The following is a 26,652-nucleotide window of genomic DNA, read 5'->3' as shown; positions in this document are numbered from 1 at the left end:
CGATGAAGGAGTATCCCGACATCCCGCCGGTCGACGCTGCTCCGGACGACCTCTTCGAAGGGCATCTGTGGCTCCTCGAGAAGATCGACGGGGCACACCTCCGCTTCCAGCTTCAGGAGTCGGGACTCGTCCGGTTCGGCGATCGAACCCGCGTCTACGACGACGTGCCCGAGGCGTACCAGCACGCCGTCCGCCACGTTCGCGAAACCCTCGACCGCGAGGCGCTCCGGAACGCCGTCGACGACGTCGAGGACGTCGTCTTCTTCGGGGCGGCGACTCACCACCAGACGATCGCCTACGAGTGGGATCGCATCCCGTCGTTTCTTGGCTTCGACGTCTGGTCGGCCGACGCGGAGGCGTTCCGTCCGCCAGACGCCGTCGACGCGATTTTCGACGGGATCGGCCTCGAGTCGGTGAACGCCCTCGAACGAGAGCGCCGCGCCCGGGACTTCGACCCCGACTCGTACGCGGTCCCGCAGTCGGCGTGGTACGACGGCCCCGCCGAAGGCGTCGTGATCCGAAACAAACGGGGCCAGCGCGCGAAACTCCTCTACCCCGATGTCGGGGACGAGGAGCCGACGCCGATCGACGCGTCGGCCGCGGAACTGGCAGCGAGGTACGCGACCCGTGATCGGCTCGAGAAACTCGCGGCGGAACTCGAGGCCGAGAGCCGGCCCGTAACGTTCGAGACGCTCTACGATCGCGTCCTCGAGAACGTCCTTCGAGAGACTCACGGACGGCTCCACCACGGCGAGACCGGCGTCGAGATGAGCGACGTTCGCTCCGAAATCGCCGCGCTCACGCGGGCGTTTCTCGACGATCGAACCGACGGAACGTAGGCGAGCGCTCGATCGAGCCGGGATCCCCCCATCCGATCGGGCGTGATCGTTCGAAACCGGCACTTACGACTACGGAGCGGCGACTAGCCCCCGATCAGTCCCAGCGCGGGCCCATTACGGGCGCGGTTTTCATGATTAGCTTGAAATACGACCCCGGTGACGGGTTCTAGCGAGGGAAGACGAATGGGTACATCTAGCACAGGACCGACCGACGAGTTCGACACCGAACCGGACGAGACGGACCTCACGTTCTACGGCGGGCGCGGAATGAGCGCGTTCCCGATCGTGTTCTTCGTCGTCTGGGCGATCGTCCAGACGGCGCTGTTACGCATCTCGAGCGAAGAGGGGCTCGTCATCGGGATCCTCCTGGGGCTCATCCTCGGGATGTTCTTCGCGAGAGGGTCCTGGAAGAGCTACGCGAACACGATCTTCGAGGGCATGACCCAGCCGGTCGCGGTGACGGCGATCGTCGCCTGGGTCTGGGCGGGGATGTTCGCCCAGACGATGCAGACCGGCGGCTTCGTCGAGGGGCTGGTCTGGCTGGCCGACTTCACGGGCGTCGGCGCGGCGCTGTTCCCGGCGATCACGTTCGTGCTGGCGGCGCTTCTGGCGACCGGCATCGGGACGGGCTACGGGACGACGATCGCATTCGTCGCCCTGTTCTTCCCGGCGGGCGTGCTCCTGGGGGCCAACCCCGTGTTGCTGTTCGGGGCGATCCTCTCGGGCGCGATCTTCGGCGACAACCTCGCGCCCGTCAGCGACACGACGATCGTCAGCGCCGTCACGCAGGACTCGGACATCGGGGGCGTCGTCGCCTCCCGGTTCAAGTACGCGATCGTCGCCGCGGTGCTCGCGTTCGTCGGTTACGTGATCGCGAGTTCGGTGCTTCCGGGCGCGGAGATCACCAACGGTGCCGAGGCCAGGCAGCTCTTCGTCGCGGAGAGCGATCCGCTCGGCCTCGTCCACCTGCTCTCGATGGGGATCGTCATCGCGACGGCTGTCGCCGGTCGGCACATCGTGGAAGCGATCTCGTGGGGGATCGTCGTCGCCGTGGTGGCGAACCTCCTCTTCGGGCTCGCGTCCGCGAGCGCCATGGTCCGCTTCGAGGCCCCCGCCGACGCCCCTGCAGCGGATCAGCTTTCGGCGCTGCCGATCGTCGAGGTGGTCTCCGAAGATCCGGCCGTGACCGGGAGCCTCGTCGAGGGCGCAGCCGGGTTCTTCACGTTGTCGATCCTCGTGCTGTTCATCATCGCGGCCGCCCAGATCATGATCCGCGGCGGCGCGTTCCAGGCGGTGCTGGACTGGTCGCTCGAGAACCTCGCGACGAACGTCCGAAACGCCGAACTCACGATGGTCGGCTCGGCCGCGCTCATCAACGCGACGATCACGATCAACACCGCCGCCGAGGTCGCGATCGGACCCTACATCTCGAAGGTCGGCGAGCGGTTCAACATCAACGGCTACCGGCGCGCGAACATCCTGGACGCCCAGACGGCCGCGCTCGGCTACATCTTCCCGTGGTCCGGCGGGGTGCTGGTGGGCTTCTCGGCGATGCAGGACCTGCCGGACGAATATACCTGGTTCAGCGAGTCGCTCGTCGTCAACCCGGTCGACGTCGTCCCGTTCGTCTTCCACGGCTGGCTTCTGGTCGCGGTGTTCGTCTTCGCGGCGTTCACCGGCTTCGGTCGCGAGTATCTCATCGATCGCGAGTCCGAGGAGGTGGCTCGCGTATGAGCCTCCTCGGGAAGTACTTCCGCGGGTGGTCGTTCCGATCGACGACCCCCTCGCTGGAGCCCGGCACCGAGGTGAACGTCTTCCTCAGCGAGTACGACGGCGACGGCGTCGGACTCGTGCACGTCGGCGATACGCGACTCTACGTCGAGGGCGTCGATCCCGACCACGTCGGCAGGCGGATCCGGGTCGCGGTGACGTCGTTCGACGAGACCGACGCGACGGGCCGCGGCGAGTTCCACGAGGTCGTCGGCGAGAGTTCCTACGCCGGATAGGGGTCGGCCGATCGGCCCAACGCTCTTTACGATTCCCCTCGCGCGTACCCGTATGAACATCGGTATCGTCTCCGATACGCACGACAACGTCGCGGCGATCGAGCGCGCGACCGAGATTTTCGAAGCCGAGGGCGTCGAGGTCGTCGTCCACTGCGGCGACTTCGTCGCGCCGCTGATGATCCCGTACTTCGGCGCGTTCGAACTTCACGGCGTGCTGGGGAACAACGACGGCGACGTCGCCAACCTGCAGGCCGCCTTCGACAGACTGGGCGGCGAGAGCGAACTCCACGGCCGCTTCGCCGACCTCGAGTTCGACGGCCTCTCTTTCGCCGTCCTCCACGGGGAGCAGAGAGCGGAGGTCGAGGCGATCGCGGCCGGCGAGACGTACGACTTCGTCTGCTACGGCCACCACCACGAGCGCGACCTCTCGGAAGCGGGCCGGACGACGGTGCTCAACCCCGGCGCGCACGTCCTGCCCGGTTCCGAGGAGGACCGGACGGTCGCGATCGTCGACACGCTCTCGGAGTCGGTGCGGTTCCGATCGGTCGTGGAGTGATACGATCCGTACGCGTGGTCCCGCTTCCGGATCGCGAACGCCGTTCCGGGATGGGGGCCGCTCACACCCGTCGCCGGCGGACCAAGGCCTTAACCTCGGCGAGCGAATACTGAGGCATATGCAACACGTGAAGATTCCGCAGGACCGCATCGGCGTTCTCATCGGCGAGGGCGGCGAGACGATGCGCGAGATCGAGTCGGAGGCCGAGATCCGACTCGACATCGACTCGGAGAACGGCTCCGTCGCCGTCGAAACCGTCGGAGATCCCGTTCGCGGCCTCAAAGGGCCCGAGATCGTCCGTGCGATCGGTCGCGGCTTCGCGCCCGAAGAAGCACTCCGACTGCTCGAGGACGACATGATGCTGTTCGACGTCGTCGACATCGACGCGGCCTCGCGCAACAAGAACGACATGAAACGCCAGAAGGGGCGCCTCATCGGCGAAGGCGGCCGGACCCGCGAACTCATGGAGGAACTCTCCGGAGCGTCGGTCGTCATCTACGGGACGACCCTCGGAATCATCGGGACGCCGCCGCAGGTCGACGCCGTCCGCAGCGCGGCCGAGATGCTGCTGGACGGGGCACCACACGGCGCGGTCTACTCTTTCCTCGAGGAGAAACACAACGAGATGAAACACCGGGGGATGGAGTACCACCGGTTCCCTGGATCGTCCGGTTCGTCCTGAGTCGCGAGACCGTCTGTGCCGTTCTCCCCATCTGGGCCGACCTGATCTCCGAACTCTCAGTGTCGTCCGGGCGTGCGTACCCGGGAACGTTCACGGACACCAACGTGTTTTTCTACTAATGGGTTCCGTACTAGAACGATGAGTCAGTTCGATCGACGAGGATTGCTCTCGAGACTTCTGTCTGGCGGGATGTTCGCCGTCGGGAGCGGTGCAGTGACGGCAAGGCCGACCGTCGCGCAGGCGTCCGACGACGGCACGGTGTGGACGTTCGACACCGGTGACGTGATCGAGGCCGCCCCGGACGTCGCCGACGGCACCGTCTACGTACCGAGTAACGACGGGCACATCTACGCGATCGACGCCGAATCGGGCGAGGAGACGTGGTCGTTCGAGACCGGCACGATGAACGGATCCTCCCCGACGGTAGTCGACGGAACCGTCTACGTCGGCTGTAACGACGGCACCGTGTACGCGATCGACGCCGACGGCGGCGACGAACGGTGGTCCTACGAGACTGGGTTGGCCGTCCGGTCGTCACCGGCGGTGGCCGACGGCGTCGTCTACGTCGGCAGCCGTGACGACGCCCTCCACGCGATCGACGCCGACGACGGCGAGAACGAGTGGACGTTCGAAACCGGCGACTCGGTAAGCGGGTCGCCGATCGTGGCCGACGGGATCGTGTACGTCGGGAGCCGCGACGGGACGATTTACGCCCTCGAGGCCGAAACCGGCGACGAGGTGTGGACCGTCGGCACCGGGGAGTCGATCAGTACGACCCCGGCGACCAACGACGCTGTCGTCTACGTCGGTGCGGCGGACGAGACGCTGTACGCCCTCGAGGCCGAAACCGGCGACGAGGTGTGGACGTTCTCCGCTGACAACGGGGTCGGTTCCCCGACCGTCGTCGAGGACACCGTCTACGTCGGAACCTACAGCGACACCGTCTACGCACTCGACGCGACGGCGGGGACGGTGCGCTGGACCGTCGACACCGGCGGCCCCGTACTGACCGCGCCGGCGTTGGTCGACGACACCGTGATCGTGAGCAGCGGCGACTCCCTGTACGCGATCGACGCCGAGGCGGGCGAGGTGGCGTGGACGTTCGCAACCGGGGACACGGTTCGATCGCCGCCGACGACGGCGAACGGGATCGTCTACGTCGGTAGCTGGGACGAGACGCTGTACGCCCTCGCGGTCGACGCGTTTCCCGTGACGAACGACGATCCGAGCGACGACTCCGGAGGGTCCGACGGGATCCCGGGACCGGGTGCGCTCGGCGCGCTCGCGGGCCTCGGGACGATCTCCTACCTGCTGTCCCGGCGTCTCACGGACGCGAGCGATCGATAGGTGCCGGTCGGAACTGCCGGCCGCCACGAATCTCTTCTTAAATAACCGTCGATCGTTTTCGAACGGCGGCACAGCCCCGGTCGATTCACCCCCTCTGAGGGGTGCGATACCGGAATTTTTATATAGAATAACAATCAATCCTTCGGCTGACTATGGCACAACAGCAGATGGGCAACCAGCCCCTCATCGTCCTCTCGGAGGAAAGCCAGCGGACGTCCGGCAAAGACGCGCAGTCGATGAACGTGCAGGCCGGCAAGGCCGTCGCCGAGTCCGTACGGACCACGCTGGGTCCGAAGGGGATGGACAAGATGCTCGTCGACTCGACGGGCAACGTCGTCGTCACGAACGACGGCGTCACGCTCCTCTCGGAGATGGACATCGACCACCCCGCGGCCGACATGATCGTCGAGGTCGCCGAGACCCAGGAGGACGAGGTCGGTGACGGCACGACGAGCGCCGTCGTCATCGCCGGCGAACTCCTCAGCCAGGCCGAGGACCTCCTCGACCAGGACATTCACGCGACCACCCTCGCTCAGGGGTACCGCCAGGCCGCCGAAGAGGCCACCGAGGCCTTAGAAGAGATCGCGATCGACGTCGAGGAGGACGACGACGAGGTCCTCGAACAGATCGCCGCCACCGCGATGACCGGCAAGGGCGCGGAGAGTTCCCGCGACCTGCTCGCCCGACTCGTCGTCGAGGCCGTCCAGTCCGTCGCCGACGACGGCGAGGTCGACACCGACAACATCAAAGTCGAAAAGGTCGTCGGCGGCTCGATCGAGAACTCCGAACTCGTCGAGGGCGTCATCGTCGACAAGGAGCGCGTCTCGGAGAACATGCCCTACTTCGCCGAAGACGCCAACGTGGCGATCGTCGACGGCGACCTCGAGATCAAGGAGACCGAGATCGACGCCGAGGTCAACGTCACCGACCCCGACCAGCTCGAGCAGTTCCTAGAGCAGGAGGAACGCCAGCTCCGCGAGATGGTCGACAAGATCGTCGACGCCGGTGCGGACGTCGTCTTCGTCGACGGCGGCATCGACGACATGGCCCAGCACTACCTCGCACAGGAGGGCATCATCGCCGTCCGGCGCGTCAAGTCCAGCGACCAGTCCCAGCTGGCCCGCGCGACCGGCGCGCGCCCCGTCTCGAACGTTGACGACCTGAGCGAGGACGACCTCGGCTTCGCCGGGAGCGTCGCCCAGAAGGAGATCGCCGGCGACCAGCGCATCTTCGTCGAGGACGTTGACGACGCCAAGGCCGTCACCCTCATCCTCCGCGGCGGCACCGAGCACGTCATCGACGAGGTCGATCGCGCGATCGAGGACTCCCTCGGTGTGGTGCGGACGACCCTCGAGGACGGCAAGGTCCTCGCGGGCGGCGGCGCACCCGAGGTCAACCTCTCGCTGGCCCTGCGCGACTACGCCGACTCCGTCGGCGGCCGCGAACAGCTTGCCGTCGAGGCATTCGCGGACGCGCTCGAGATCATCCCGCGCACGCTGGCCGAGAACGCCGGGCTCGACCCCATCGACTCGCTCGTCGAACTCCGCGCCGACCACGACGCCGGCGACTCGGCGGCCGGGCTCGACGCCTACACCGGCGACACGATCGACATGGACGCCGAGGGCGTCTACGAGCCGCTTCGCGTGAAGACCCAGGCGATCGAGTCCGCCACCGAGGCGGCCGTCATGCTGCTTCGCATCGACGACGTCATCGCCGCCGGCGACCTCGCGGTCTCCGACGACGACGATGACGAGGACATGCCCGCCGGCGGCCCCGGTGGTATGGGCGGCGGCATGGGCGGCATGGGCGGTGGCATGGGCGGCATGATGTAACACTAAATTTTGCTCTGCGGGCCGCCGAAGGCGGCCCTCGGCAAAATTTAGTATAAAAGCCTCCTCCCTCCGTTCCGGGACGCGGCGTCCCTCCACATCGGTCGTCGGCCCGAGCGTGTAGCGCTCGGCGAACGGCGTCGCTCACGGGTCACTTCGTTCCCCGTTCGCAATCCCGCGGTTCTCACTCGCTTCGCTCGCTTCGAACCGCGCACCGCTCGGGTTCTTCGAACCGCTCGCTCGCCGACACGAGATGCGGGCCACGGTTCTCCGGCTGACGACCTGCCCTGGCCTGCGACCCTCGCGGGAGGTGTGATGCTGTCTGAACCGCCCGACCGCCGTCTCGAGTCGGCCCCATATTCTCTCTTTCAGCTTCGTTCACCCACGATACGCTCCTGCTTCGAGAAACGGTCGTCCGTCAGACGGTCGAAACGGTCGAACGCGACCGGGCGACGGGGTCGCCCGTCCGAGCGCCAACTCAATTAAACTAAGTAGCTTCCCGCAATATTCGCCGACATGAACACGCTTCTGCTGGACAGCGGCGAGGTCGACGAGAACGCGCGGATGGCGGACGTCGTCCCCGCGATCGAGGAAGCCTTCGCGGCCTACGAACGCGGCAACGCGCAGATGCCACCCAAATCCTACATCGACCTCCCCCAGTACAACGGGGACTTCCGATCGATGCCGTCGTACCTGGACGCCGGCGAGTGGGACGCCGCTGGCGTCAAGTGGGTCAACGTCCACCCGGACAACCCCGAGAAGCACGACCTGCCGACGGTGCTGGGGACGATGATCTACTCCGATCCCGAGACCGCCTTCCCGCTCGCGATCATGGACGGGACGGCGCTCACGATGAAACGGACGGGCGCGGCGGCCGCGGTCGCCACCGACTACCTCGCCGTCGAGGACGCCACGAGCCTCGGTATCGTCGGCGCGGGCGTCCAGTCGTACACCCAGCTCGAAGCGATCAGCGAGGTGCGGCCGATCGAGGAGGTCGTCGTCAGCGACCTCGACGAGGAGCGCATCGAGCGGTTCGTCGAGACCTTCGCCGATCGGTTCGACGTCCGTGCAGGCTCCATCTCGGAGGCCGGCCACTGCGACGTTCTCTCGACCGTCACGCCCGTCGAGGACCCGATCGTCGGTCTCGAGGACGTCGGCGAGCGCACCCACGTCAACGCGATCGGCGCCGACGCCGAGGGGAAACACGAACTCGCGGACGACCTCCTGCTCGAGGCGACGATCGTCATCGACGACCACGAGCAGTGTACCCACTCGGGCGAGGTCAACGTCCCGTACGGCGAGGGCGTCCTGTCGGACGACGACATCTACGGCGAGATCGGCCAGCTGGTCGTCGGCGACCTCGAGGGCCGAACGGACGAGACGGGTGTCACGGTGTTCGACTCGACCGGGCTCGCGATCCAGGACGTCGCCGCCGCCCACGTCGCCTACGAGAACGCGACGGAGAGCGACGACGGCTACGCGTTCGGGATGATCGAGACCGACCTCCAGTAGCGCGATCGACGACCACGATCAGTCCAATCGGAGTCGACGCAGGATCGACCCGGTCATGCGGTGGCCGTCACAGAAGTAGGCCCGCGGTTCGGCGGTCGGCATCGGCAGGTCGTTCGCCGCGAACATCGTGTTCTCGTGGATCGTCACGTCGGCCGGCTGGAGCGGCCACGGTTCGTGGGAAATCTCGCCCGTCAGCACGCCGCCGTTGCTCGGCACGTAGAAGCGGCGCCGTTCCGAGAGCCAGTACTCGAGCGAGCCCTCCTCGGCGGTGAAGCTGTCGCCGTCCGGGCTGTAAGTCGCCGAAAAGCGGGCTAGCGGTCCGTCCCCCGTCAGCGGCCCCGCGTCGGTCGGCGTCGCGTTGCGATCGCTCGAAAAGACGACCTCGTCCTCGTTGGTTCCCCCGCCGCTCACCCGCATCCGCGCGTAGTGGACCGGGAGCCTCGTTGCGCGGCCGGCGACCGTCGCGACGAACGCGCTCCCGACGTCGATACTGAAGAAGTACAGCCCCGGATCGCCCCGGTACCGGACGTAAGTCCTGACGTTGAGTTCGGGAAACGCGAGTCGCGTGATCGGCGGCGAACCGCGCACTCCGACGTTCGTGAGCACGAAGGGAAGGATACTGAGCCACGCCTCCCCGTCCCTGGTTTCGAGAGTCAACTCGTCGGGGACGTGCGGTCGAACGTCGTCGGGCGCGACCGGCCAGTGGAGGAACAGGCCGTCACGCCAGGTCATCGAGACGACGTGCGGGGCTGTCGGCGGCGCATCTCGGTCCGAGAACGTCCATCGAAGTGGGTCCGTCCGCGTTCGTTGGGGAGTCATCTCGTGCGATCGGGGGTGAGTTCCGTCGTACGACGGGAAGCGGGATAAAGCACTACGACGACTGTCGCGGCCGATGACTCTCTTCGGGGCGGTGACGAACGGGTGCGATCGCGGGACGAGACGGTCTCAGGGACAAATTACCGACGGACAGGAGATCGCACGTCTCAGTTTCGGTGGACGTCTCGATCGATCGGCGGCCGTCTCGAGGCGTCGCGGTCCGATCGACCGTCTCATACGGATCGTCGTACCGTTCTCCCGGTGATCGTTCGACCGGGGCGGCGATCACCGGGAACGGATCACAACAGGCCGTCTCAGTCCTCGATCTCGATCGCCGGCCGTCCGGGTGCGGCGTTTTTCAGCACCGAGTCGTCGACCTCGTCGGCGCGGCGAACCCGGACCGGCGCGTCGAACTCGCGCTCGAGCAGCCAGGCGGCCGACTCCAGCGCCGCGTGCTCCGCGTCGGGTCCGAGGGTCGTCTCGAGGGCTTCGCGCTCGGCCTGCAGGTCCTGGCCGTAGTCGGCCGCGGCGTCGCCCTGCTCGCGGATGTGCGACTCTCCCATGAGTTCGCCGATCAGGTTGTCGGCGTCGCTCTCGATCGCGACCTCGAGGGCATCGTACTTCCACTCGGGCGCGACGACGACCTCGATCTCTCTGGGGTCGTCGATGCCGGCCACCTCGACGATGTCGCGGACGTCCTCCCGGGTGTTCTCGACCAGCCGGCGGCGCTTCTCGACGTGGTCGCGATCGACCTGCGCGGTCGGCCACGCGGCGTCGACGACGAACTCGTCGTGGCCGAGCGTCTCGTACAGTTCCTCGGCGACGTGGGGCGCGACGGGAGCCAGCAGTCGGACGACCGCCGACAGTCCGCGCTCGAACGTCTCGGCGTGCGGGTCGGCGTGCTCGGCGTACTGACGAAGCGTCCGCGTCAGCTGCTGGGTTTCGCGCAGCGCCTTGTTGAACGTCAGGTCGTCGTACTCGTCGGTCGCGATCGCGATCGTCGCGTCGATCTCCGCGTCGACGTAGCTGGCGACGGCGCCGTCCGGGCCGTCGGCCCCGTTCGCCGCGAAGTCCTCGACCAGTTCGGTCAGCCGGCCGAGGAAGGCGTAGGTCGATCGGACGCCCTCCTCGCTCCAGTCGAAGTCGCGCTCGGGCTGGGCCGCCTGCATCATGAACAGCCGGGCGGTGTCAGCGCCGTACTCCTCGACGATCCGCTGGGGCGAGACGACGTTGCCCTTGGACTTGGACATCTTCTCGCCCTCGAGCTGGACCATGCCCTGCGCCAGCAGGTTCGTGAAGGGTTCGCGGTGCTCCAGGCCCTCGTGGTCGGCCAGCACCTTCGTGAAGAACCGCGAATAGAGGAGGTGCATCACGGCGTGCTCGATGCCGCCGACGTACTGGTCGACCGGCATCCAGTCGTTGGCGCGCTCCAGGTCGAACGGCGCCTCGTCCAGGCCGGGCGAGACGTACCGCAGGAAGTACCACGAGGAGTCGACGAAGGTGTCCATCGTGTCGGTCTCGCGGGTCGCGTCGCCGCCGCAGTCCGGACACGTCGTCCGCTTCCACTCCTCGGCGGCGTCCAGCGGGTTCCCGGTGGTGTTGATGAACTCGGGGAGTTCGACCGGCAGGTCTTCCTCGGGGACCACGACGGGGCCACAGTCGTCACAGTGGACGACCGGGATCGGCGTTCCCCAGTAGCGCTGGCGGGAGATCCCCCAATCGCGAAGCTGGTACTGTTTCGCCTTCGACGCGCTCTCGATGTCTTCGGTCAGTCGATCGCGGGCCGTCTCGCTGTCCAGTCCCGCGTAGTCGCCGGAGTTGACCAGGACGCCGTCGTCGGTGTAGGCCGCCTCGCTCACGTCCGGCGCGTCGGGGGCCCTCTCGCCGTCCCAGTCCTCGGGTTCGGGTGCGATGACCGGTTCGATGTCGACGCCCATCTTCGAGGCGAAGGCGTGGTCCCGATCGTCGTGGCCGGGGACGCCCATCAGCGCGCCGGTCCCGACGTCCGAGAGGACGAAGTCGGCGACGAAGACCGGGATCTCCTCGCCAGTCGCGGGGTTGGTCGCGGTCAGGTCCGTTTCGATCCCGTTTGGCTCGTCCCCCTCGGGGTCGGCCTCGTGCTCGACGAAGTGGCGGATCGCCTCGTCTTCCGCCGCGAGGTCCTCGCTGATCGAGTGGTCCGGCGCGAGCGCGAAGAAGGTTGCGCCGTAGATAGTGTCGACGCGGGTCGTGAAGGCCTCGACCTCTCCGTAGCCGTCGACGTGGAATTCGAGTTCAGTCCCGTACTGCCGGCCGATCCAGTTGCGCTGCATCTGCCGGACGGAGTTTGGCCACCCCTCCAGGTCGTCGATCGCCTCGAGCAACTCGTCGGCGTACTCGGTGATCTTCAGGAACCACTGCTCGAGTTCACGCGTTACGACGGGCGTGTCACAGCGCCAGCAGAGTTCCTCCTCGCCCTCGACCTGCTCGTCGGCGAGGACGGTCTCGCACTCGGGACACCAGTTGACCTCGGCGTCCCGGCGCTCGACAAGCCCCTCGTCGTGGAACCGGGAGAAGAGCCACTGGTTCCACCGGTAGTACTCCGGGGTGCAGGTGGTGATCTCGCGCTCCCAGTCGTAGCCAAAGCCCATCGCGTCCATCTGGTCGCGCATCGTCTCGATGCAGTCGAACGTCCAGTCTCGCGGGTTGGTGTCGCGCTCCTTGGCCGCGTTCTCGGCGGGGAGGCCGAACGCGTCCCACCCCATCGGGTGAAGCACCTCGTCGCCGCGCATTCGTCGGAACCGGGCGTAGGCGTCCGTGATCGTGTAGTTCCGGACGTGGCCCATGTGGAGTTTGCCCGACGGGTACGGGTACATCCCGAGGACGTACGTCGGATCCTCGACGTCGTCGGGCGTCCGGTAGACGTTCGCCTCGTCCCACGCTTCCTGCCATCGCCGTTCGACCGCTGCGTGGTCGTATCCCGCGTCACTCATTTGGATACCTATTGTTGGACCCGAGAGCGCCCTATAGCTTACTATCTGGAAGCTTTCTCGCCGCCTGGATCGCTCTCGAACTTCGGAACGGCCGCTTCTCCGACGCTCGTCCACTTCCCTGCCGGCGATCGATTCCGCCGTTCCCGCCGCACTCTCGCCACCGTCGATCGGCGGTGTCGACGAGCAAATCACGCCGTTGGACCCACCGATACCGTTGATATCGTCGGGGCCTTCCATTCGCATGCATGACTTCCTCCTACACCACCGACGTCACCGACGATCTCGCCGACAGCCTCGTCAGCACGATCCGGACGGGACTCGGCGACACGCTCCGATCGGTCGTCTACTTCACGCCTTCGGAATTCGACGTCCTGTACGTTCGCCAGGATCTCTACGACTCGCCGACCGACAGCCGCGACGTCAAATCGCAGCTCGTCGATTTCGAACTCGTCGGCTTCGCCGAGGCACCCGTTCGCTCGTCGCTCTCCATCGCGGACGACGAGAAGGGTATCGGGCAGTACGAGTTCACCGTTCGCTTCCACGAGGACGGCTTCGTGGTCAGGAAACTCGTCGGGAACGTCGGCGTCCTCCTCACCGCCGACAGCATGAACATCGCCGCGTTCGAGGAGGCCGCTCACGCGATCGAGCGACTGCTCGCGGATCGCTAGCGATCCCACCCGATCGGAACGGACGGCTCACTCGATGTCGATTGCTTTCGAGCCCTCGCCGCCGCCGACTTTCGGCAGGCGCACGGTGAGAACGCCGTCCTCGTAGCCGGCCGACACCGAGTCTTCCTCGACCGGTTCGGGCAGTCGAATCCGCCGACTCGCCGACGTGCGCGTCCGCTCGCGACGGAGGTATCGTCCCTCGGCGTACTCCGCCTCTTCGGCCCGGTTCGCCTCGAGTCGCAACGTTCCTTCCGACAGCGTCAGGTCGATGTCGTCGGTGTCGTACCCGGGGAGATCGGCCGTCACGACGTACTCCTCGTCGGTATCGGCGACGTCGACCGGAACCGAGCCCGGGACCTGGAGGCCGCCGCTCGTCATTCCTTCTTCGACCTGTCGACTGACGCGCTCAAGCATCTCCTCGATTTCGTCGAACGGATTTCCTCGCATACCTCCCCGTACGCTCTCGAGTGGGATAAATTCTGCTCGCAATAGGACAACAGAACGACGGGCCGGATCGATCGTCGGGTCGCGATTCGGCCGCGCCCGCCTCGACGGGACGACCCGATCGGCTCAGACGGACTACTGGCGGTCAGTTCCGGTCAACCGCAGGGATCGCGGTTGCACCGGCAACTCGTCACAGCAGACCGTATCACTCCGGCAGGGTGACGAGGCCGTCGTCGAGCGCGTCGAGGAGTACGTCACGCGCGTGGCCGTCGGGGTCGACGCCCTCGTAGACGGCCTGGACCTCGCCGTCGGCGAGGACGAACGTCGTCCGCGCGGTCACGCCGCTGTCCCGTCGCTCGACGTCGAACGTGTCGGCGACCTCGCCGTCGGGATCGGCCAGCAGGTCGAACTCCAGTCCTTCGGACTCGCAAAACGATCGGTGCGAGTCGACGTCGTCCGTCGAGACGCCGTAGACGTCCACGCCGGCCTCGCGGTAGGTCTCGCGCTCGCGCTGGAACTGGTTCGCCTCGATCGTACAGCCCGGCGTGTCGTCTTTCGGGTAGAAGTACAGCACCGTCGGCGCTTCGAACGCCAGTTCGATCGGCTCGCCGTCCTGGTTCGGAGCCGTCACGGTCGGGGCCGCCGCGCCTTCCTCGAGTACCATACGCGTTCCTCTCGCGTGGACGCGGAAAACTGTTCTGTGGGTCGTCGTCCGCGCACCCCTCCGCGTGGTCGCGTCTCACTCGACGACGTGTTCGGTATCGTACGAGCCGAGTTTTCGCACCCAGCCGTTCTCGGCGATCGCCTCGATGTCCGCGATCGCCTCGTTCGTCCGGGCCTCGTACAGTCCCGCTTCGATGTCGATGTGGAAGACGTAGTCGCCCAGTCGCTGGCCGCTGGGTCGCGATTCGACGCGGGTCAGGTTGATGTCCCGGTCGGCGAACGGTTCCAGCAGTTCCAGCAGGAGGCCGGGGTAGTTCGCGTTCGGGTAGACGACCAGCGAGGTCTTGCCGCCGCCTTTCGATCGCTCCTCGGCGGGTGCGACCGCGAAAAAGCGGGTCGCGTTCGAGTCCTGGTCCTGGATGTCTTCGGCCAGCACCTCGAGGGTGGTCCCGTTCTCCGCGTTCGCCGGATGACCGATCCCGGCTACGGAGGGGTCCTCGCGGGCGTACTCGACGCCCTGGGCAGTGCTGGCGACGGCTTCTAACGTGACGTCCGGATACTCCCGTTCGAGGTAGGAGCGACACTGGGCCAGCGCCTGGGAGTGGCTGGCGATCGTGTCGAATCCGGGCCCCTGGGCGAGCAAAGCGTGGCGGATCGGGGTGACGATCTCCCTGACGACGGCGACGTCGTACTCGGCGAGCGCGTCCAGGCTCTCCGTGACGCTTCCCTCGATGCTGTTCTCGATCGGGATCACGCCCCGGTCGTGGTCCTCGCTCGCGACGGCGTCGACGATCGCGGTCACCGACTGGCGGAACTCGATCGCATCCCGGTCGGCGAGCGCGCTCGCCGCTCGGTGTGAGTAGGTCCCTTCGGGACCGAGCGTGACTACAGTCATCGAGTACGGGTAGCAGGGACGGGGGCAAAAGCCCGTCGTGTCGCTGACCTGTTCGCCCTCGCGGTCCCGGTAACGCTCGTCGGTGGGCGGATCCGCCGATCGCGGTTCGCGGTCCGCAGAGAGCCGCCGCTCGGCGCGACCGTCGCTGTGCGGCGGCGGTTCACTCGCCAGTCGTCCCTGAGGGCCACCGATCGGGAGAAAACGCCGTCACTGCCCGTTACTCGTCCAGGTGTTCGATTCCTTTCTTCGAGACGTTGGCCTCCGTGATCTCGCTCGGCATCCAGTCGGGCTTGTCGTCGGGAGCGGTCTCTTCCCACGCCCAGCCGTCGTAGATGTGTACCTTGTCCGTCCCTTTCTCCCGGAGTCGGAGTTCGACCCGATCGGCGTCCGATTCGCTGGATCCGGGGTCGAGTCGCCGGGCCGCCTTGAGGGCGGCCTGCCGTGGCGTGTTTCCGGAAAAGACGCTCGACTCTTCGCCATCCGACTCGCGCAGTGCAAAGTTTCGTTTACCGTCTTCACGTACCATGGTTTCGCCTCCATGCCAATTCAGCACACGGTCCGACATAAAGATATCCCCCAAAACCGACCGACTGCGCCGGTATCTTTAAGTGTATCCGACCCGCCACTTATCCGCAGTAACTCGACAGTGTGGGGTCTCGCTCACTTTTCTGCCCGCTCGCCGGACGCCATCTTCACTCGTTCCGATCGATCGGGCCGAGTGAACCGATTACGAACGTCGCGCCGTCGAAAACACTTAAGTACATCCTACGGCGAAGTTCGTCATAGAATCCCGCGATGGTACGGAAAAAGAAGCTGAGTCCAAGCGGTGCGAAAGACGAAGACGGCAACTACCACAACGTGCACCTGAACCTCCACGAGGACGAACTCGCAGTCGCGGGCATGGATATCGGCGACGAGGTCTTCGTCCGGGTCCGAGACGGCAAGATCATCATCCAGAAGGCCGACGAGGAAGAGGTCGAACACGAGTTCTAGAGAACGACTTTTTCCACTGCGCTCAGCGCCGGCTACGGCAGTGTAGCTGCCGCACGCCGACGCGTCGCTCGGTAAGCGGTCGATCAAAAGCACTCCTCTCTCCTCCGGGTCGGTCGTCAGCCCGTTCGCTCGGCGACTCACGGCTTACGCCGTTCGCCGTTTCGCGGCGCTACGCGCTGCGCACTCCTCGCTCGCGGTACAACTGAATCACACCCGTGGGACCGTCAGAACTCGAAAAAACCGCCTTCGTGTTCCCAGTCTCTCTTACGCTACTCCGCTCAGCGCAGCGCTTCCAGATCGAACTCGAACGCGGCCACCGGCACCTCGAGGTCGTGTTCGACGAGCACCTTCGGGTGCACCTCGCCGATGAGCCCCACGTCCTCGCCGTCGATGACAACGCTCGCCGTTCGACCCGAAATGAAGGTCGGGTGCTCGATCGGCGGCGTCTCGAGATCGACGTCGAAGTTGCGGGCGAGCGCCTGCAGGCGGGCCTTGGCGTCCTCGTAGCCGGCATCGTGGCTCGCGAGGACTGCGCTCACGTGTCGCCCCTCGGCGACCCCCGTATTTTCGCTCTCGTCGACTTCGGCGGTGAAGCCGATCTCCGCGAGGTCCTGCGGATAGGCCCGGTGAGTGTTGTTCTCGAGCACCATTAGCAGGGAGGGGAGCACCCACGTCCGGAGCATGGTGTAGTCCTCGCTGTAGGGCTCTTTGATCGACGCGGCCTCGCCGGCGCCGTAGACGTCCTCGCCGGGCGAAATCTCGAGCCGATCGTAGTTCTCGTCCGCGCTGATCATGTGGAAGTTCAGCAGGTCCTCAAAGCCGAGGCCGACGAGTTGCGTGCGAGCGGCGTCCTCGAGTCGCGATCGCTCGTGGCGGCCGCCGACGGTTCCGACGTCGGGGTACTTCGGTTCGAGGTCGTTGAAGCCGTAGGCCCGCCCGAGGTCGTCAATGACGTCCAGCGGGTGGAGCACGTCGACGCGGTACGGCGGGATCGTCACCTCGTAGACGAGGTCGCCCTCGTCGTTCTCGCTCGATTCCGCTTCGAGACCCGATCGCTCGGCCAGATCGACCACCTCGTCGGGATCGAGGTCGATCCCGAGGATGGTCTCGATGCGATCGTGGGCGACGGTCTTGGTCTTGGTCGAGAGGTCCGGCCGCACGAGTTCCCGGTCAGGGTATTCGACCACGACGTCCTCGATCGTGGCCCCGCGGGCCGCGAGCGCGTAGCAGACGATGGTCAGCATCTTGTCGATCGTCCACTGGTCGGTGCCGGTCATCTCGACGAACAGGTCCCGGGAGTCGGTCGAGACCTCGGTCCGGCGACCGTTGATGACGGGCGGGAACGAGAACAGGCCCAGATCGTCGTAGATCGCGGGGTAGCGATCGTACCCGCTCACGAGATTGGCGTAGGTCTGGCCCGTCTGGTGCTCCTCGAGCACCTGTGCGGGGGTCATCTCCCGGTCCGCGTCGAGCGGGACGAACGTGTCCTCCTCGGGATCGACGCCGACGTACCGGATGGTCGGGTTCCCGTCGGACGCCGCGGCCCCCTTCAGCATCGTCAGGTCGTGGATCCCGATCGCGCCCTTCGCGCGCTTGCGACCCATGGTCGCGTGGAGTTTCTCCTGCAACTGGATGAGCGAGTCGAGGCCGTCCTCGTCCAGGTCGACGTCCCGGATCACCGCGCCGGTGACGTACGGTCGCTCGTCGGGGACGGAGTCGTCGACTTCGATCGTCCACTCCGCCGAATTCGTCGAGGGGACGTGGACGCCTCGAGAATCGCCGTAGTGGTAGCGCATCGACCGGGCCACGCCCTCGACTGAGAGCCGATCGAGCCGATCGGGTGCGAACTCGAGTTCGAACGCGCCGTCCTCGGTGCGCCCCTCGAACTCGAGTCCGAGGCCGAACAGGTCGTCTTTCAGTTCGTCGTCGCTCTTCTCCTCCCGGCCGGTCAACGCGCGCAGTTCGTCGGGGTCGATGTCGACGGTTGGCATCAGTAGGTCACCTCCGTATCCCGCAACAGTTCCAGGTCACAGAGCGTGCCGTGGATGTCGCGGATGTCCTCGAAGCCGTACATCAGCATGAGCAGGCGCTCCAGGGCGAGTCCCCACGCCATCACGTCACACTCGACGCCCAGCGGTTCGAGCATCTCCTCGCGGAAGATGCCGGAGTTGCCGATCTCGACGAGTTCGCCCGTCGTCGGGTGGGTGCCGAACAGTTCGAAACTCGGCTCCGTGTAGGGGTTGTAGTGGGGCTTGAACCGGATGTCCTCGATGCCGAACTGGGCGTAGAACTCCTCGAAGGTGCCCATCAGGTCACGCACCGAGAGGTCCTCGGCCATCACCCACCCCTCGATCTGGAAGAATTCGAGCAGGTGGGTCGGATCGAGCGTGTCGTTCCGGTAGACCTTCTCGACGCTGAAGAACCGGGCTGGCGGTTCGATCTCGCCGATCTGCTCGCCCGAGAGGTAGCGGGTCGACAGCGAGGTCGTGTGGCCACGAAGCGCGAGCGCCCGCGCGAAGTCCTCGTCCCAGGGCGAGTGATACCCCTCTCCGTCCTCGCCGACGCCCTCCCGGTGTGCGCGCTCGACGCGCTCGACGAGGTCCGCGGGCAACTCGTCGATGTGGGTCGGCTGTTCGAGCGCGAACCGGTCCCAGTGGGTTCGCGCGGGGTGGTCCTGGGGCATGAACAGGCAGTCGTTGATCCAGAAGTCGGCGTCGACGTGTGGCCCCTCCATCTCCTGAAAGCCCATGCCAACGAGGACGTCCTTGACGCGTTCGGCCGTCTGGCGCAGGATGTGTACCTTGCCGCCCTCGAACCGCTCGGCGTCGGCCTCGACGTTGTACTCGGCGAACTCCACGTCCTGCCACTCGCCGCTGGTCAGGAGTTCCGGGGTGACCTGGCCGACCGTCTCCGCGGTCTCGATCCCGGCCATCAGTTCGGTGATGGCCCGTTCGGTCAGCGTCACCTCGCGGACCGTCGTCTCGGATCGATCGAGCAGGCCGCGCCGCTCTAGCTGGTCGAGCGTCTCCGCGTCCACGTCGACCGCGTCGATCGGCGCGTCGTCGGCGTCGGCGAGCGCGTCGAGCGCGTTCGCCTCCGCGTCAGCCGACGGATCGGCGTCGGGATCGGCCGTGATCTCGCCGCTGTCGAGCGCGCCGTACCCCTTCCGCGCGTAGTTCGAGAGCGCGATGTCGACCTGCGGCCCCTCGAGTCCGGTCGCGCCGATGACCCGTCCCATCGAGACGGGGTCGGTGTCGGCCCCGGCCTCGAGTGCGGCCTCGTACAGCCGGATCTCCGGGAGGGCCGCATCGGCGTAGTCGCGGCCTTCGTCGGTCAGTGCGATCGTTTCGTCGGCTCGCTCGTCGACGGCGACCAGTCCCTCGTCTTCCAGTTCGAAGACCGCCCCGGTGACGGTCTCCGGCGGGAGCTCGGTCGCCGCAGCGAGGGCGTCGACGGACGTTGCCTCGTCTGCGCTCGCGGCCTCGACGACCGCGACCTGTGATTCGGGAAGTTGCATTCGCTTACCTGAATTGCCGTGGGTGGGTCAGTTAGCGGTTCCGACTCCGGTCGGTGCCGGCACGCGCCTCGCGATCGGGCCCCGTCGAACGCTCGACGGCCGATCGATCGAGACGGTTCCGCACCGACCGTACTGACGCGGACGGTTTCGCCGCCGACGGCCGGTGTGGCCGTCGCCGGGTCCACCGGCCCGGATCACCGGGCGAAGAAGAAGCCGAATCCCGATCGCTGTCGCAGTGGCTGGCGAACGACGCCGGCAGGATCGTGGGATTCGGCTGCCATGCGCGATGGATGACGCGATCGGGACAAAAACCTTGCGGGTTCGTGACAGGGTGTCCGTTCGATCCGTCGGGTCGCCGACCCGTTCGAGACCCGTGCCCGCTCGACCGTCCCGTTCCCGTCCTCTGAATCGATCGCGGTCGTCCTCGCGGATCCGACGCGGAGAGACGTTCCGCCGCTACCGTCACGATATGCGTCGAACGCGGCAGAATCACCGTCGGACCGCGACTCCGGGGACCGGCTACCGCCGGCGCGGCGACTCGAGTTCGACGTCCGTTTCCTCGAGCAGGTCTTCGACCTCCTCGCGTTTCTCCTGGTGTTCCTCGAGGAATTCCCGCATGAGCTGGGCGGCCTGTTCCTTGCAGTCGCCACAGAGGCGCTCGCCGCCGACGCACTCGTCGTAGACGCGCTTTGCGAACTCGTCGTCGTCGCCGGACAGCAGGTAGGCGTACAGTTCGTAGACGGGACACTCGTCGGCGCGGCCCCCTTTCTCGCGTTGCTCTTCGGCGGTTTCGCGGCCGCCGGTCGTCGCGGCTTTGACTTTGTCGTAGCCGTCCTCGGGATCGTCGAGCAACGAGATGTGACTCGCCGGGATCGACGAGGACATTTTCCCGCCCGTCAGCCCGGTCATGAACCGGTGGTAGATCGACGACGGGGGCCGGAAGCCGTAGCCGCCGTTCTCGACCTCGACCTCGCGGGCGAGTTCCTCCGCCGCGGCGACGTCCAGGTCGAATGCGTCGACGTGGCTCTCGTAGACGCGCTTCTCCCCCTCGACCGCGTCGATCAGCGCGTCGAACGCCTCGTCGGTCGCCCGCCGATCGAAGAAGCGGGTTCGGGGTCGGATCGGCTCCATGCCGGCCTCCTCGAGTTTCGTCAGGACCGACCCCAGGACGTCCGCACTGACGGCGAGGTCCTCGAGCGGCGTCTCCTCGATCGCCTCGGCGACGTGGACGCAGCGCAGGGTGTCGTCGTCGAACTCGGCGGGATCGAGCCGATCGTAGACGTCGGCGACCAGCGCGCGCTCCTCGGGTTCGAGTTCGAAGCTCGCGTAGGCCTCGCTCACCTTGAAAAAGCGCATCCGCTCGGCGAGGTCGCGAGCCAGTCGGACGTGGGGGTCCTGGTCCGGGCCGACGGGGATCACCGTGGGTTTGGGCTCGTCGAGTTGCGGGTAGAGGATGTCGGCCATCTGCGTGACGACCGACTGCATGTGCGAGACGTCGGTCTCGCCGTCGAAGCCGTAGATCGACTGGAGTTCCGAGAAGTTGGCCTCCGCGCCGAGTTCGAACGCGAGGTCCTGCACCTCGCGGTTGGTCGACTGGCGGTAGAGTTCTCCCTCGTCGGGGTCGAACCCGAGCGCGAGCAGGGAGAGCAGGTAGTTCCGCGCGTGCTCGTCGATCTCCTCCCAGGTCATCCCGCGGGCGGAGTTGGCCTCCAGGTCGGCGATCAGCGCGTAGGCGTCGGCCCCCTGTTGCTGGTGCCAGATGATCTCGTCGAAGACGAGTTTGTGGCCGATGTGGGGATCGCCGGTGGGCATGAATCCGGAGAGGACGGCGGCTGGTTCGTCGTTCCGCAGCGCCTCGGCGATCGGCCGGTAGTCGCGGTGGCCGAAGATCACGCCCCGGCGCATCAGGTAGTGGGGGTTCGGCACCTCCTCGAGAACCTCGTCGAACTCCTCGATGCCGAACTCCTCGAACAGTTTGCGGTAGTCGGAGACGCTCGAGGAACCCCAGGGATCCAGCGCGACGTCGTCTGCGCCTGCGGCCCCGCCGTCGGTCATCGGTTCCCCTGACTCGGACTCCTCGAGTGGGTCGTCTCCGGTCATTAGGTGCGTTTTGGCGCGCCGGAGCGCAAAAGCCTTCGCCTTCGACGTCGCCGCCGAGTTTCGGCCGCCGCGGGGCACGGTTAAGTCCGTCCGGGGCGAACGTGAGCGCCGATGCGCGTTCGCATATTCGGGGCCGAACTGACTGTCGACGAGTCGCGGCTCACGGCGGACCCGGCGACGGTCAGCGAGCAACTGCGGGAATACGAGGCCGGCGAGCGCACCGCGTTCGACCTCGGGATCGAGTACCCCGACGACTTCACGGGAACCGTCATGCGCGCGATGGCCCGAATCCAGCACGGCGAGACCCGAACCTACGGCGACATCGCGGCCGAACTCGACACGGCGCCGATCGCGGTCGGTCAGGCCTGCGGTCGGAACCCGATCCCCGTCGTCGTCCCCTGTCACCGCGTCGTGGGCGCGGAGTCGCTCACCGGCTACGGCGGCGGACTGGCGCTGAAGCGGCGGCTCCTCGAACACGAAGGGGCGGCGATTCCGGGCGAACCGACCGCCGGAACGGCCGAGTGACTTCCGGCCCGGCGAATCGCGCGCGGTCTTCGACGGACGGCTCCCCCGATCGCCCGCGAGATTACGCCGTCCGACCGGCCGCGGCCCGCAACGCCTCGAGCCGATCGGGTTCGACGTCGGCGAGGACGACGGCCGCGAAGACCGACTCGCCGTCGGGTCGCGGCGCATCGCCGCCGAGGACGCCGTTGCCACCCACGATCGACTGGAGCGTGCGACGCCCCTCGGCGATCGCCTGCCGGTCGAGCCACGCGGGCGGACCGCCGACGATCAGTAACGCGCGCTCGGCGCTCTCGGCTTCGCACTCGAGGGTGAGTTTGCCACGGATTCCCTTTCGGACGACGGTCTCGACGGCGCTGACCGCCGCGCTCGTCTCGACGTCCGCCTCCGACGAGAGGAGTCCGAGACCGAACCGCGAGCCGCCGGTCTCGACGTCCTGGTCCCCGTAGCCGAGCGTGACGATGTCCGACTCGTTGCCGACGATCCGGTTGATGTCGCTCGCATCGACGACGGTTTGCGATCTCGTCCCGTCAGCCCCGGTGCCGCTGGCGAAGACGGTCGCGATTCGCCGTGCCAGTTCCCGGTTGCACCGATCGCGGGCGTCGGCGAGCGTCTCGCCGGGACGGAGCCACGCGTCGTTGTCGAACAGGACGATCGCGTTCGCGAGTCCGTCCAGTCGCTCGAGCGTCCGGATCGCGTTGGCGGGCGCGTTCGGCCGCGGTGGTCCCTCGGCACCCGTCGTCGTCCGTACGCGGGATCCCGCTCCGGACGTGGCGGGGTCGGGATCGAACTCCCGATCGGCCGGGAGCGTCGCGAGAGCGTACACCGGCGCGTCGTACCGCCGCTGCAGTGCCGCGACGAGCGCGGGTGCGGTGATCCCACCCGTCACGCCGCCGAGGCCGACCGTGACGAGAAACGCGTCGGCCGCCGCCGGCGTTCCGCGCTCCAGTACCTCGAGCAGTTCCTCGGCGACCGTCGGGCCGAACTCGAACCCCCGCTCGAGATTCCCGTCGAACCCGGTCGGATCGTCGAGTCCGGTCCCCTGTCCGTACTGGTGGCGATGTGACTCGGGAACGACCCCGCGTTGCAGATCCGGCTCGTCGGTATCGAACACGAAGGCGTCCGTGAGAAACGTCTGCGTCGCTGGCTCTGCGGCCTGGATCGCGTCGGTGATCCGGCAGCCCGCGCCACCGACACCGATCGCCTCGAGTTGCATGCGACGATACTGGTCCGTCGGGGTTTTTATAATTCCGCTCACCGGACTCGTCGCCTACCGTAATCGACCTCGCCGACGGACCCTGGAACGGTTCCCTCAGGGCGTCACCCGCTCGATCGACCACCACTCGATCCCGTCGTCGGCCACGAGCGCGAAGACCATCGTCTTCCGGACGCCGTGGGCGAGGCGGACGTCGAGCGCCAGATCGCGCGGTTCGAACACTACGTCGGCGGGGTGGACGCGAACGAGCAGTTCCGAGTGCCCGAGGTTGTCGACCGACTCGACGGTCGCGTAGGTCCGGAAGTCCGCGCCGAACTTGTACCCCGTCTTGGGGACGACCCCGCGCTCGCGCAGTTCGGTGTAGACGCGCAGGCGGCGATCGAACCGCTCGCCCTCGACGTCGCGCCCCCGGTCGCGCACCGTCGCCGGGTCGAGGTCGATCGCGCCGCGTTCGGCGAGATACGTCGCCTCGAGCAGGGAACACTGGAGCGTCGGCCGATCGTACTCCCGGCCCTCCAGGGGCTGACCGTAGAACGTCTCCTCGTACAGGGACAGCGGCGGCTCCCAGACGACGACTCGATCGGCGAGCAGGGCGGCCTCACAGCCTTCGGGGAGCGCGGTCGCGGAGTCGCCCGAGGGGTCGCGCCGGCCCACCTCGAAGTAGGTGATCTCGCTCTCTTCGTCGACGACGGCGAGGACGCCCTCCGAGAGCGCGCTCGCGGGCACGTCGGTCCGTTCGCCGAGCACTCGCAACGGGTACTCGATCTCGCCGTCGGTCGGTCCCTTCCCGCGCGGGAAGACCGCGAAGTCGGCGTCCGGGGGAGTCGCGACCCACGGTTCCGCCGCCGGCGAGAGATAGAAGCCCCGCGATCGGAGATCCGCGTAGACCAGGAACCGAACCCCGAAGTCCGTCCCGGGTTCGCGGGCGACGAACGACTGGAAATCCAGCCGGTCGCCGCCGGCGACCACCGCCGCGAGGTCCCCGCGAAAGAGCAGGTGGGCCGCCTCGACGGGTGCGAGGGCGATCTCGTTGCCCTCCAGCGGGTAGCCGTAGCCCCGAGAATCGTAGAACCGCTGGCGTGCGTTGCCGCCTACGCGGACGACGCCGTCGTCCTCGTCGAACCGCCCCTCGAGTGACATACCAGTGGCTTTGCCGTCGGGCACTAAGTGACTGCGGATCGATTCCACGCGTTCCTTCGCTCGATGGATCGTCCGGATCGTGACCGACCACATCGAAAGCCCGCGGTGGACCGGACGGGCGGTTTCAGTCAGGTGGACGATCGGTTCCAGTCCGGAAGGCGCTCAGTCCTGGCTCAATCGTCATCCGCGGCCCCGATCGATCCCTCGATCACCAGTTCGCAGGTGGCGTCGAGACAGCGTGCCCCGTTCGGCGTTTCGAACGTCGGGAGGCCGCAGGCGCACTCGCCGTCGACGATACCGGCGGGGATCGCGAAGCCGGTGTCACAGTCGGGGTAGTGCTCGCAGCCGGCGATCAGGCCCCCGCGACGGAGGATCCGCAGGTCGCCGTCACAGTCCGTTTCGGGACAGGTCCACTCCCGATCGAACGCCTCGCGGACGGCGTCGTCGAGCGACTCGCAGTCGCGGTCGAGACAGACGGTGAACGCGAGGCCGCGCTCGACGCGCATCTTCGGGAGGCCGCAGTCGCAGCCACAGCGCTCGTCCCGGATCGTCGCATCCGACGGGACGCCGTAGCGGTCGCCACAGCCGACGCAGTGGACGCCGGACGAGCGGACGAGCGCCCCGTCACACGACGGACAGGTGCCGATGGGGGTGCCGGCCGCCGAACTCGGGTAGTGGGCGAACCCGTCCTGTTCGTGGGCGGCGATCCGGAGCGTCTGGGTGTCCTTCGTCGCGACGAGGGTGAAGCCGTCGGCCCGATCGCTGGAGACCGCGTCGGCGCGGGTGAGCCACGCGACGGGCTGGTAGCCGTCGACGTCGTGGACCAGCACGGTGTTGTCGGGTTTGACAATCGTGGTCACCCGGCCGCGGTACTCCTGGCGATCGGGTCCGTCCGTGATCACGGTGCAGTCGCCGGCGAGCACGCGAATCGCGTCGTCGATCATGGGACGTTTGGCCGCGGTATGGTACTTAAACCCGCGGGCGGAGGTGTGGCCGGCCGCGACCCGGTGACGTTGGGGTCCCGGTGACGAAACACATTTATTGACTGTCTTCGCTGACGATCGGTATGGTCGAACCGGACGACGCCGAGTCCCTCTCCCGTCGGATCGGCGAACTTTAGGCGGAACTGGGAGCGTTGCGCGAGGACCTCCGCGCGGCCGACGGGGGCGACCACGAGTTCCGGGCCCGGTTCGAGGCCGTCGCGGGGGAGTTACAGGACCTCCTCGCGGCCGCGAACGGCGGTCACGGCGCGATCGACACGATTTCGGGCGAGACGATTACCCCGCTCGATCCCGATCCGGCGGCGATCGACCTGGACGACGTCGCCCACGCACTGTCGAACGTCAGTCGGTTCACCGGCCAGGGAACGCGCTTCTACAGCGTCGCACGCCACTCGGTGCACGTGAGTCGCGAGGTCGAGGCGCGCGGGGGGAGTCGGGCCGCCAGCGCTGGGGCCTGCTCCACGACGCCCCGGAGGCGGACCTCTCGGACGTCCCCGCGCCGGTAAAGCGGAGTCTTCCCGTCTACACCCACGCCGAGAAGCGACTCGCCCGGGCGGTCCGGGACGCGCTCGACGTCGACGGCGACCCTGCGCCCTGACTCGCATCGGCCCGCTCGCCGTCAGGCTCCCGATCCCGGCGACCCGCGGTCGTCCATCCTGGCGTCGTACTTCGCCATGGCCGTCTCGAGCGCGTCCTCGGCGTCGATATCGAGCGAGTCGGCGAGCGCCAGCAGGGCGAACAGCGCGTCGCCGATCTCGTCGGGTTCGATCGCGACGGTTTCCGGAGTGGCCCCGTAGTCGGTCGACTCGTTGGCGTCCTTCGCGAGTTCGCCGACCTCCGAGACGAGATCGAGGAGGCGGTACGCGGGTGGCGTTTCGAGTCCGTGCGCCTCGACGAAGTCCGCAACCTGTCGCTGGTGCTCTTCCATACCCGT

Annotated in this window: 24 protein-coding genes and 1 pseudogene; 12 read left to right on the top strand and 13 right to left on the bottom strand. The window is 67.1% G+C overall.

Features of this window, described 5'->3' with window-relative positions; all coding sequences use genetic code 11:
• Positions 1–2: 2 nt before the first annotated feature.
• From AC6I6X_RS06420 to AC6I6X_RS06385, 8 genes are all read left to right on the top strand, one after another.
• Positions 3–839, top strand: coding sequence for an RNA ligase family protein (locus AC6I6X_RS06420; protein WP_497929693.1), 837 nt, complete (start codon positions 3–5; stop codon positions 837–839).
• Positions 840–1,022: 183 nt separating this feature from the next.
• Positions 1,023–2,573, top strand: a complete 1,551-nt coding sequence (locus tag AC6I6X_RS06415) for a Na+/H+ antiporter NhaC family protein (RefSeq protein WP_497929692.1) — start codon at positions 1,023–1,025, stop codon at positions 2,571–2,573.
• Positions 2,570–2,845 carry a DUF7513 family protein gene (locus tag AC6I6X_RS06410; RefSeq protein ID WP_497929691.1) on the top strand — a complete coding sequence of 92 codons (276 nt, stop codon included), beginning with the start codon at positions 2,570–2,572 and terminating at the stop codon, positions 2,843–2,845. The genes AC6I6X_RS06415 and AC6I6X_RS06410 overlap by 4 nt, the downstream gene beginning before the upstream one ends.
• Before the next feature lie 52 nt (positions 2,846–2,897).
• Entirely contained in the window at positions 2,898–3,401 is a 504-nt protein-coding gene (locus AC6I6X_RS06405) for a metallophosphoesterase (RefSeq protein WP_497929690.1), read from the top strand.
• 118 nt (positions 3,402–3,519) lie between these two features.
• Positions 3,520–4,083, top strand: a complete 564-nt coding sequence (locus AC6I6X_RS06400) for a KH domain-containing protein (RefSeq protein ID WP_497929689.1) — start codon at positions 3,520–3,522, stop codon at positions 4,081–4,083.
• 138 nt (positions 4,084–4,221) lie between these two features.
• Entirely contained in the window at positions 4,222–5,430 is a 1,209-nt protein-coding gene (locus tag AC6I6X_RS06395) for an outer membrane protein assembly factor BamB family protein (protein WP_497929688.1), read from the top strand.
• 167 nt (positions 5,431–5,597) lie between these two features.
• The gene (gene thsA, locus AC6I6X_RS06390; RefSeq protein ID WP_497930487.1) at positions 5,598–7,262 is read left to right on the top strand and encodes a thermosome subunit alpha; all 1,665 of its coding nucleotides are present in this window, start codon (positions 5,598–5,600) and stop codon (positions 7,260–7,262) included.
• A 513-nt stretch (positions 7,263–7,775) separates the two neighbouring features.
• Positions 7,776–8,771: an ornithine cyclodeaminase family protein gene (locus AC6I6X_RS06385; RefSeq protein WP_497929687.1), complete on the top strand. Its 996-nt coding sequence runs from the start codon at positions 7,776–7,778 to the stop codon at positions 8,769–8,771.
• Positions 8,772–8,789: 18 nt separating this feature from the next.
• Here AC6I6X_RS06385 and AC6I6X_RS06380 read toward each other — a convergent pair whose 3' ends face one another.
• Complete coding sequence (locus AC6I6X_RS06380; protein ID WP_497929686.1) at positions 8,790–9,590, bottom strand: YqjF family protein; 801 nt, start codon at positions 9,588–9,590, stop codon at positions 8,790–8,792.
• Positions 9,591–9,901: 311 nt separating this feature from the next.
• On the bottom strand, positions 9,902–12,559 hold the full coding sequence (gene leuS / locus AC6I6X_RS06375) for a leucine--tRNA ligase (RefSeq protein WP_497929685.1): 2,658 nt from the start codon (positions 12,557–12,559) through the stop codon (positions 9,902–9,904).
• 245 nt (positions 12,560–12,804) lie between these two features.
• On the opposite strand from leuS, the gene AC6I6X_RS06370 reads away from it, so the two are divergent.
• Positions 12,805–13,227: a DUF7522 family protein gene (locus AC6I6X_RS06370; protein WP_497929684.1), complete on the top strand. Its 423-nt coding sequence runs from the start codon at positions 12,805–12,807 to the stop codon at positions 13,225–13,227.
• A gap of 27 nt (positions 13,228–13,254) precedes the next feature.
• Here the strand turns inward: AC6I6X_RS06370 and AC6I6X_RS06365 are convergent, their stop codons facing one another.
• The 4 genes from AC6I6X_RS06365 to AC6I6X_RS06350 form a co-directional block, all read right to left on the bottom strand.
• Complete coding sequence (locus AC6I6X_RS06365; protein ID WP_497929683.1) at positions 13,255–13,674, bottom strand: Hsp20/alpha crystallin family protein; 420 nt, start codon at positions 13,672–13,674, stop codon at positions 13,255–13,257.
• 202 nt (positions 13,675–13,876) lie between these two features.
• The gene (locus tag AC6I6X_RS06360) at positions 13,877–14,335 is read right to left on the bottom strand and encodes a peroxiredoxin (protein ID WP_497929682.1); all 459 of its coding nucleotides are present in this window, start codon (positions 14,333–14,335) and stop codon (positions 13,877–13,879) included.
• Between the two features lie 75 nt (positions 14,336–14,410).
• Positions 14,411–15,229, bottom strand: coding sequence for a prephenate dehydratase (pheA, locus tag AC6I6X_RS06355; protein WP_497929681.1), 819 nt, complete (start codon positions 15,227–15,229; stop codon positions 14,411–14,413).
• 217 nt (positions 15,230–15,446) lie between these two features.
• On the bottom strand, positions 15,447–15,755 hold the full coding sequence (locus AC6I6X_RS06350; RefSeq protein ID WP_250138719.1) for a non-histone chromosomal MC1 family protein: 309 nt from the start codon (positions 15,753–15,755) through the stop codon (positions 15,447–15,449).
• A 269-nt stretch (positions 15,756–16,024) separates the two neighbouring features.
• Between AC6I6X_RS06350 and AC6I6X_RS06345 the strand changes: the two genes are divergently transcribed.
• A complete protein-coding gene (locus AC6I6X_RS06345) occupies positions 16,025–16,222 on the top strand; it encodes a hypothetical protein (RefSeq protein WP_006674053.1) in 198 nt (65 codons plus the stop codon).
• Between the two features lie 278 nt (positions 16,223–16,500).
• On the opposite strand, the gene pheT is transcribed toward AC6I6X_RS06345, so the two are convergent.
• The 3 genes from pheT to AC6I6X_RS06330 form a co-directional block, all read right to left on the bottom strand.
• The gene (pheT, locus tag AC6I6X_RS06340; RefSeq protein ID WP_497929680.1) at positions 16,501–18,213 is read right to left on the bottom strand and encodes a phenylalanine--tRNA ligase subunit beta; all 1,713 of its coding nucleotides are present in this window, start codon (positions 18,211–18,213) and stop codon (positions 16,501–16,503) included.
• A complete protein-coding gene (gene pheS, locus AC6I6X_RS06335; protein WP_497929679.1) occupies positions 18,213–19,739 on the bottom strand; it encodes a phenylalanine--tRNA ligase subunit alpha in 1,527 nt (508 codons plus the stop codon). The genes pheT and pheS overlap by 1 nt, the downstream gene beginning before the upstream one ends.
• Positions 19,740–20,258: 519 nt before the next feature.
• Positions 20,259–21,839 carry a tryptophan--tRNA ligase gene (locus tag AC6I6X_RS06330; protein ID WP_497929678.1) on the bottom strand — a complete coding sequence of 527 codons (1,581 nt, stop codon included), beginning with the start codon at positions 21,837–21,839 and terminating at the stop codon, positions 20,259–20,261.
• A 111-nt stretch (positions 21,840–21,950) separates the two neighbouring features.
• On the opposite strand from AC6I6X_RS06330, the gene AC6I6X_RS06325 reads away from it, so the two are divergent.
• Entirely contained in the window at positions 21,951–22,364 is a 414-nt protein-coding gene (locus tag AC6I6X_RS06325) for a methylated-DNA--[protein]-cysteine S-methyltransferase (protein ID WP_497929677.1), read from the top strand.
• A 61-nt stretch (positions 22,365–22,425) separates the two neighbouring features.
• Here the strand turns inward: AC6I6X_RS06325 and AC6I6X_RS06320 are convergent, their stop codons facing one another.
• From AC6I6X_RS06320 to AC6I6X_RS06310, 3 genes are all read right to left on the bottom strand, one after another.
• Positions 22,426–23,577 carry an FtsZ/tubulin family protein gene (locus AC6I6X_RS06320; protein ID WP_497929676.1) on the bottom strand — a complete coding sequence of 384 codons (1,152 nt, stop codon included), beginning with the start codon at positions 23,575–23,577 and terminating at the stop codon, positions 22,426–22,428.
• Positions 23,578–23,673: 96 nt separating this feature from the next.
• Positions 23,674–24,717: a tRNA-intron lyase gene (endA, locus tag AC6I6X_RS06315; RefSeq protein WP_497929675.1), complete on the bottom strand. Its 1,044-nt coding sequence runs from the start codon at positions 24,715–24,717 to the stop codon at positions 23,674–23,676.
• A gap of 173 nt (positions 24,718–24,890) precedes the next feature.
• A complete protein-coding gene (locus AC6I6X_RS06310) occupies positions 24,891–25,661 on the bottom strand; it encodes a DUF91 domain-containing protein (RefSeq protein WP_497929674.1) in 771 nt (256 codons plus the stop codon).
• A gap of 182 nt (positions 25,662–25,843) precedes the next feature.
• Here AC6I6X_RS06310 and AC6I6X_RS06305 point away from each other — a divergent pair.
• Positions 25,844–26,298 (top strand): annotated as a pseudogene (locus AC6I6X_RS06305) (hypothetical protein); the annotation flags it as partial.
• 39 nt (positions 26,299–26,337) lie between these two features.
• Here AC6I6X_RS06305 and AC6I6X_RS06300 read toward each other — a convergent pair.
• Positions 26,338–26,646: a MazG-like family protein gene (locus tag AC6I6X_RS06300; protein WP_497929673.1), complete on the bottom strand. Its 309-nt coding sequence runs from the start codon at positions 26,644–26,646 to the stop codon at positions 26,338–26,340.
• Positions 26,647–26,652 lie beyond the last annotated feature (6 nt).

This window comes from Halosolutus sp. YCN4, assembly GCF_059736495.1.
Note: the sequence above shows the minus strand (reverse complement) of the source record. Positions and strands in the feature narration are given on the sequence as shown.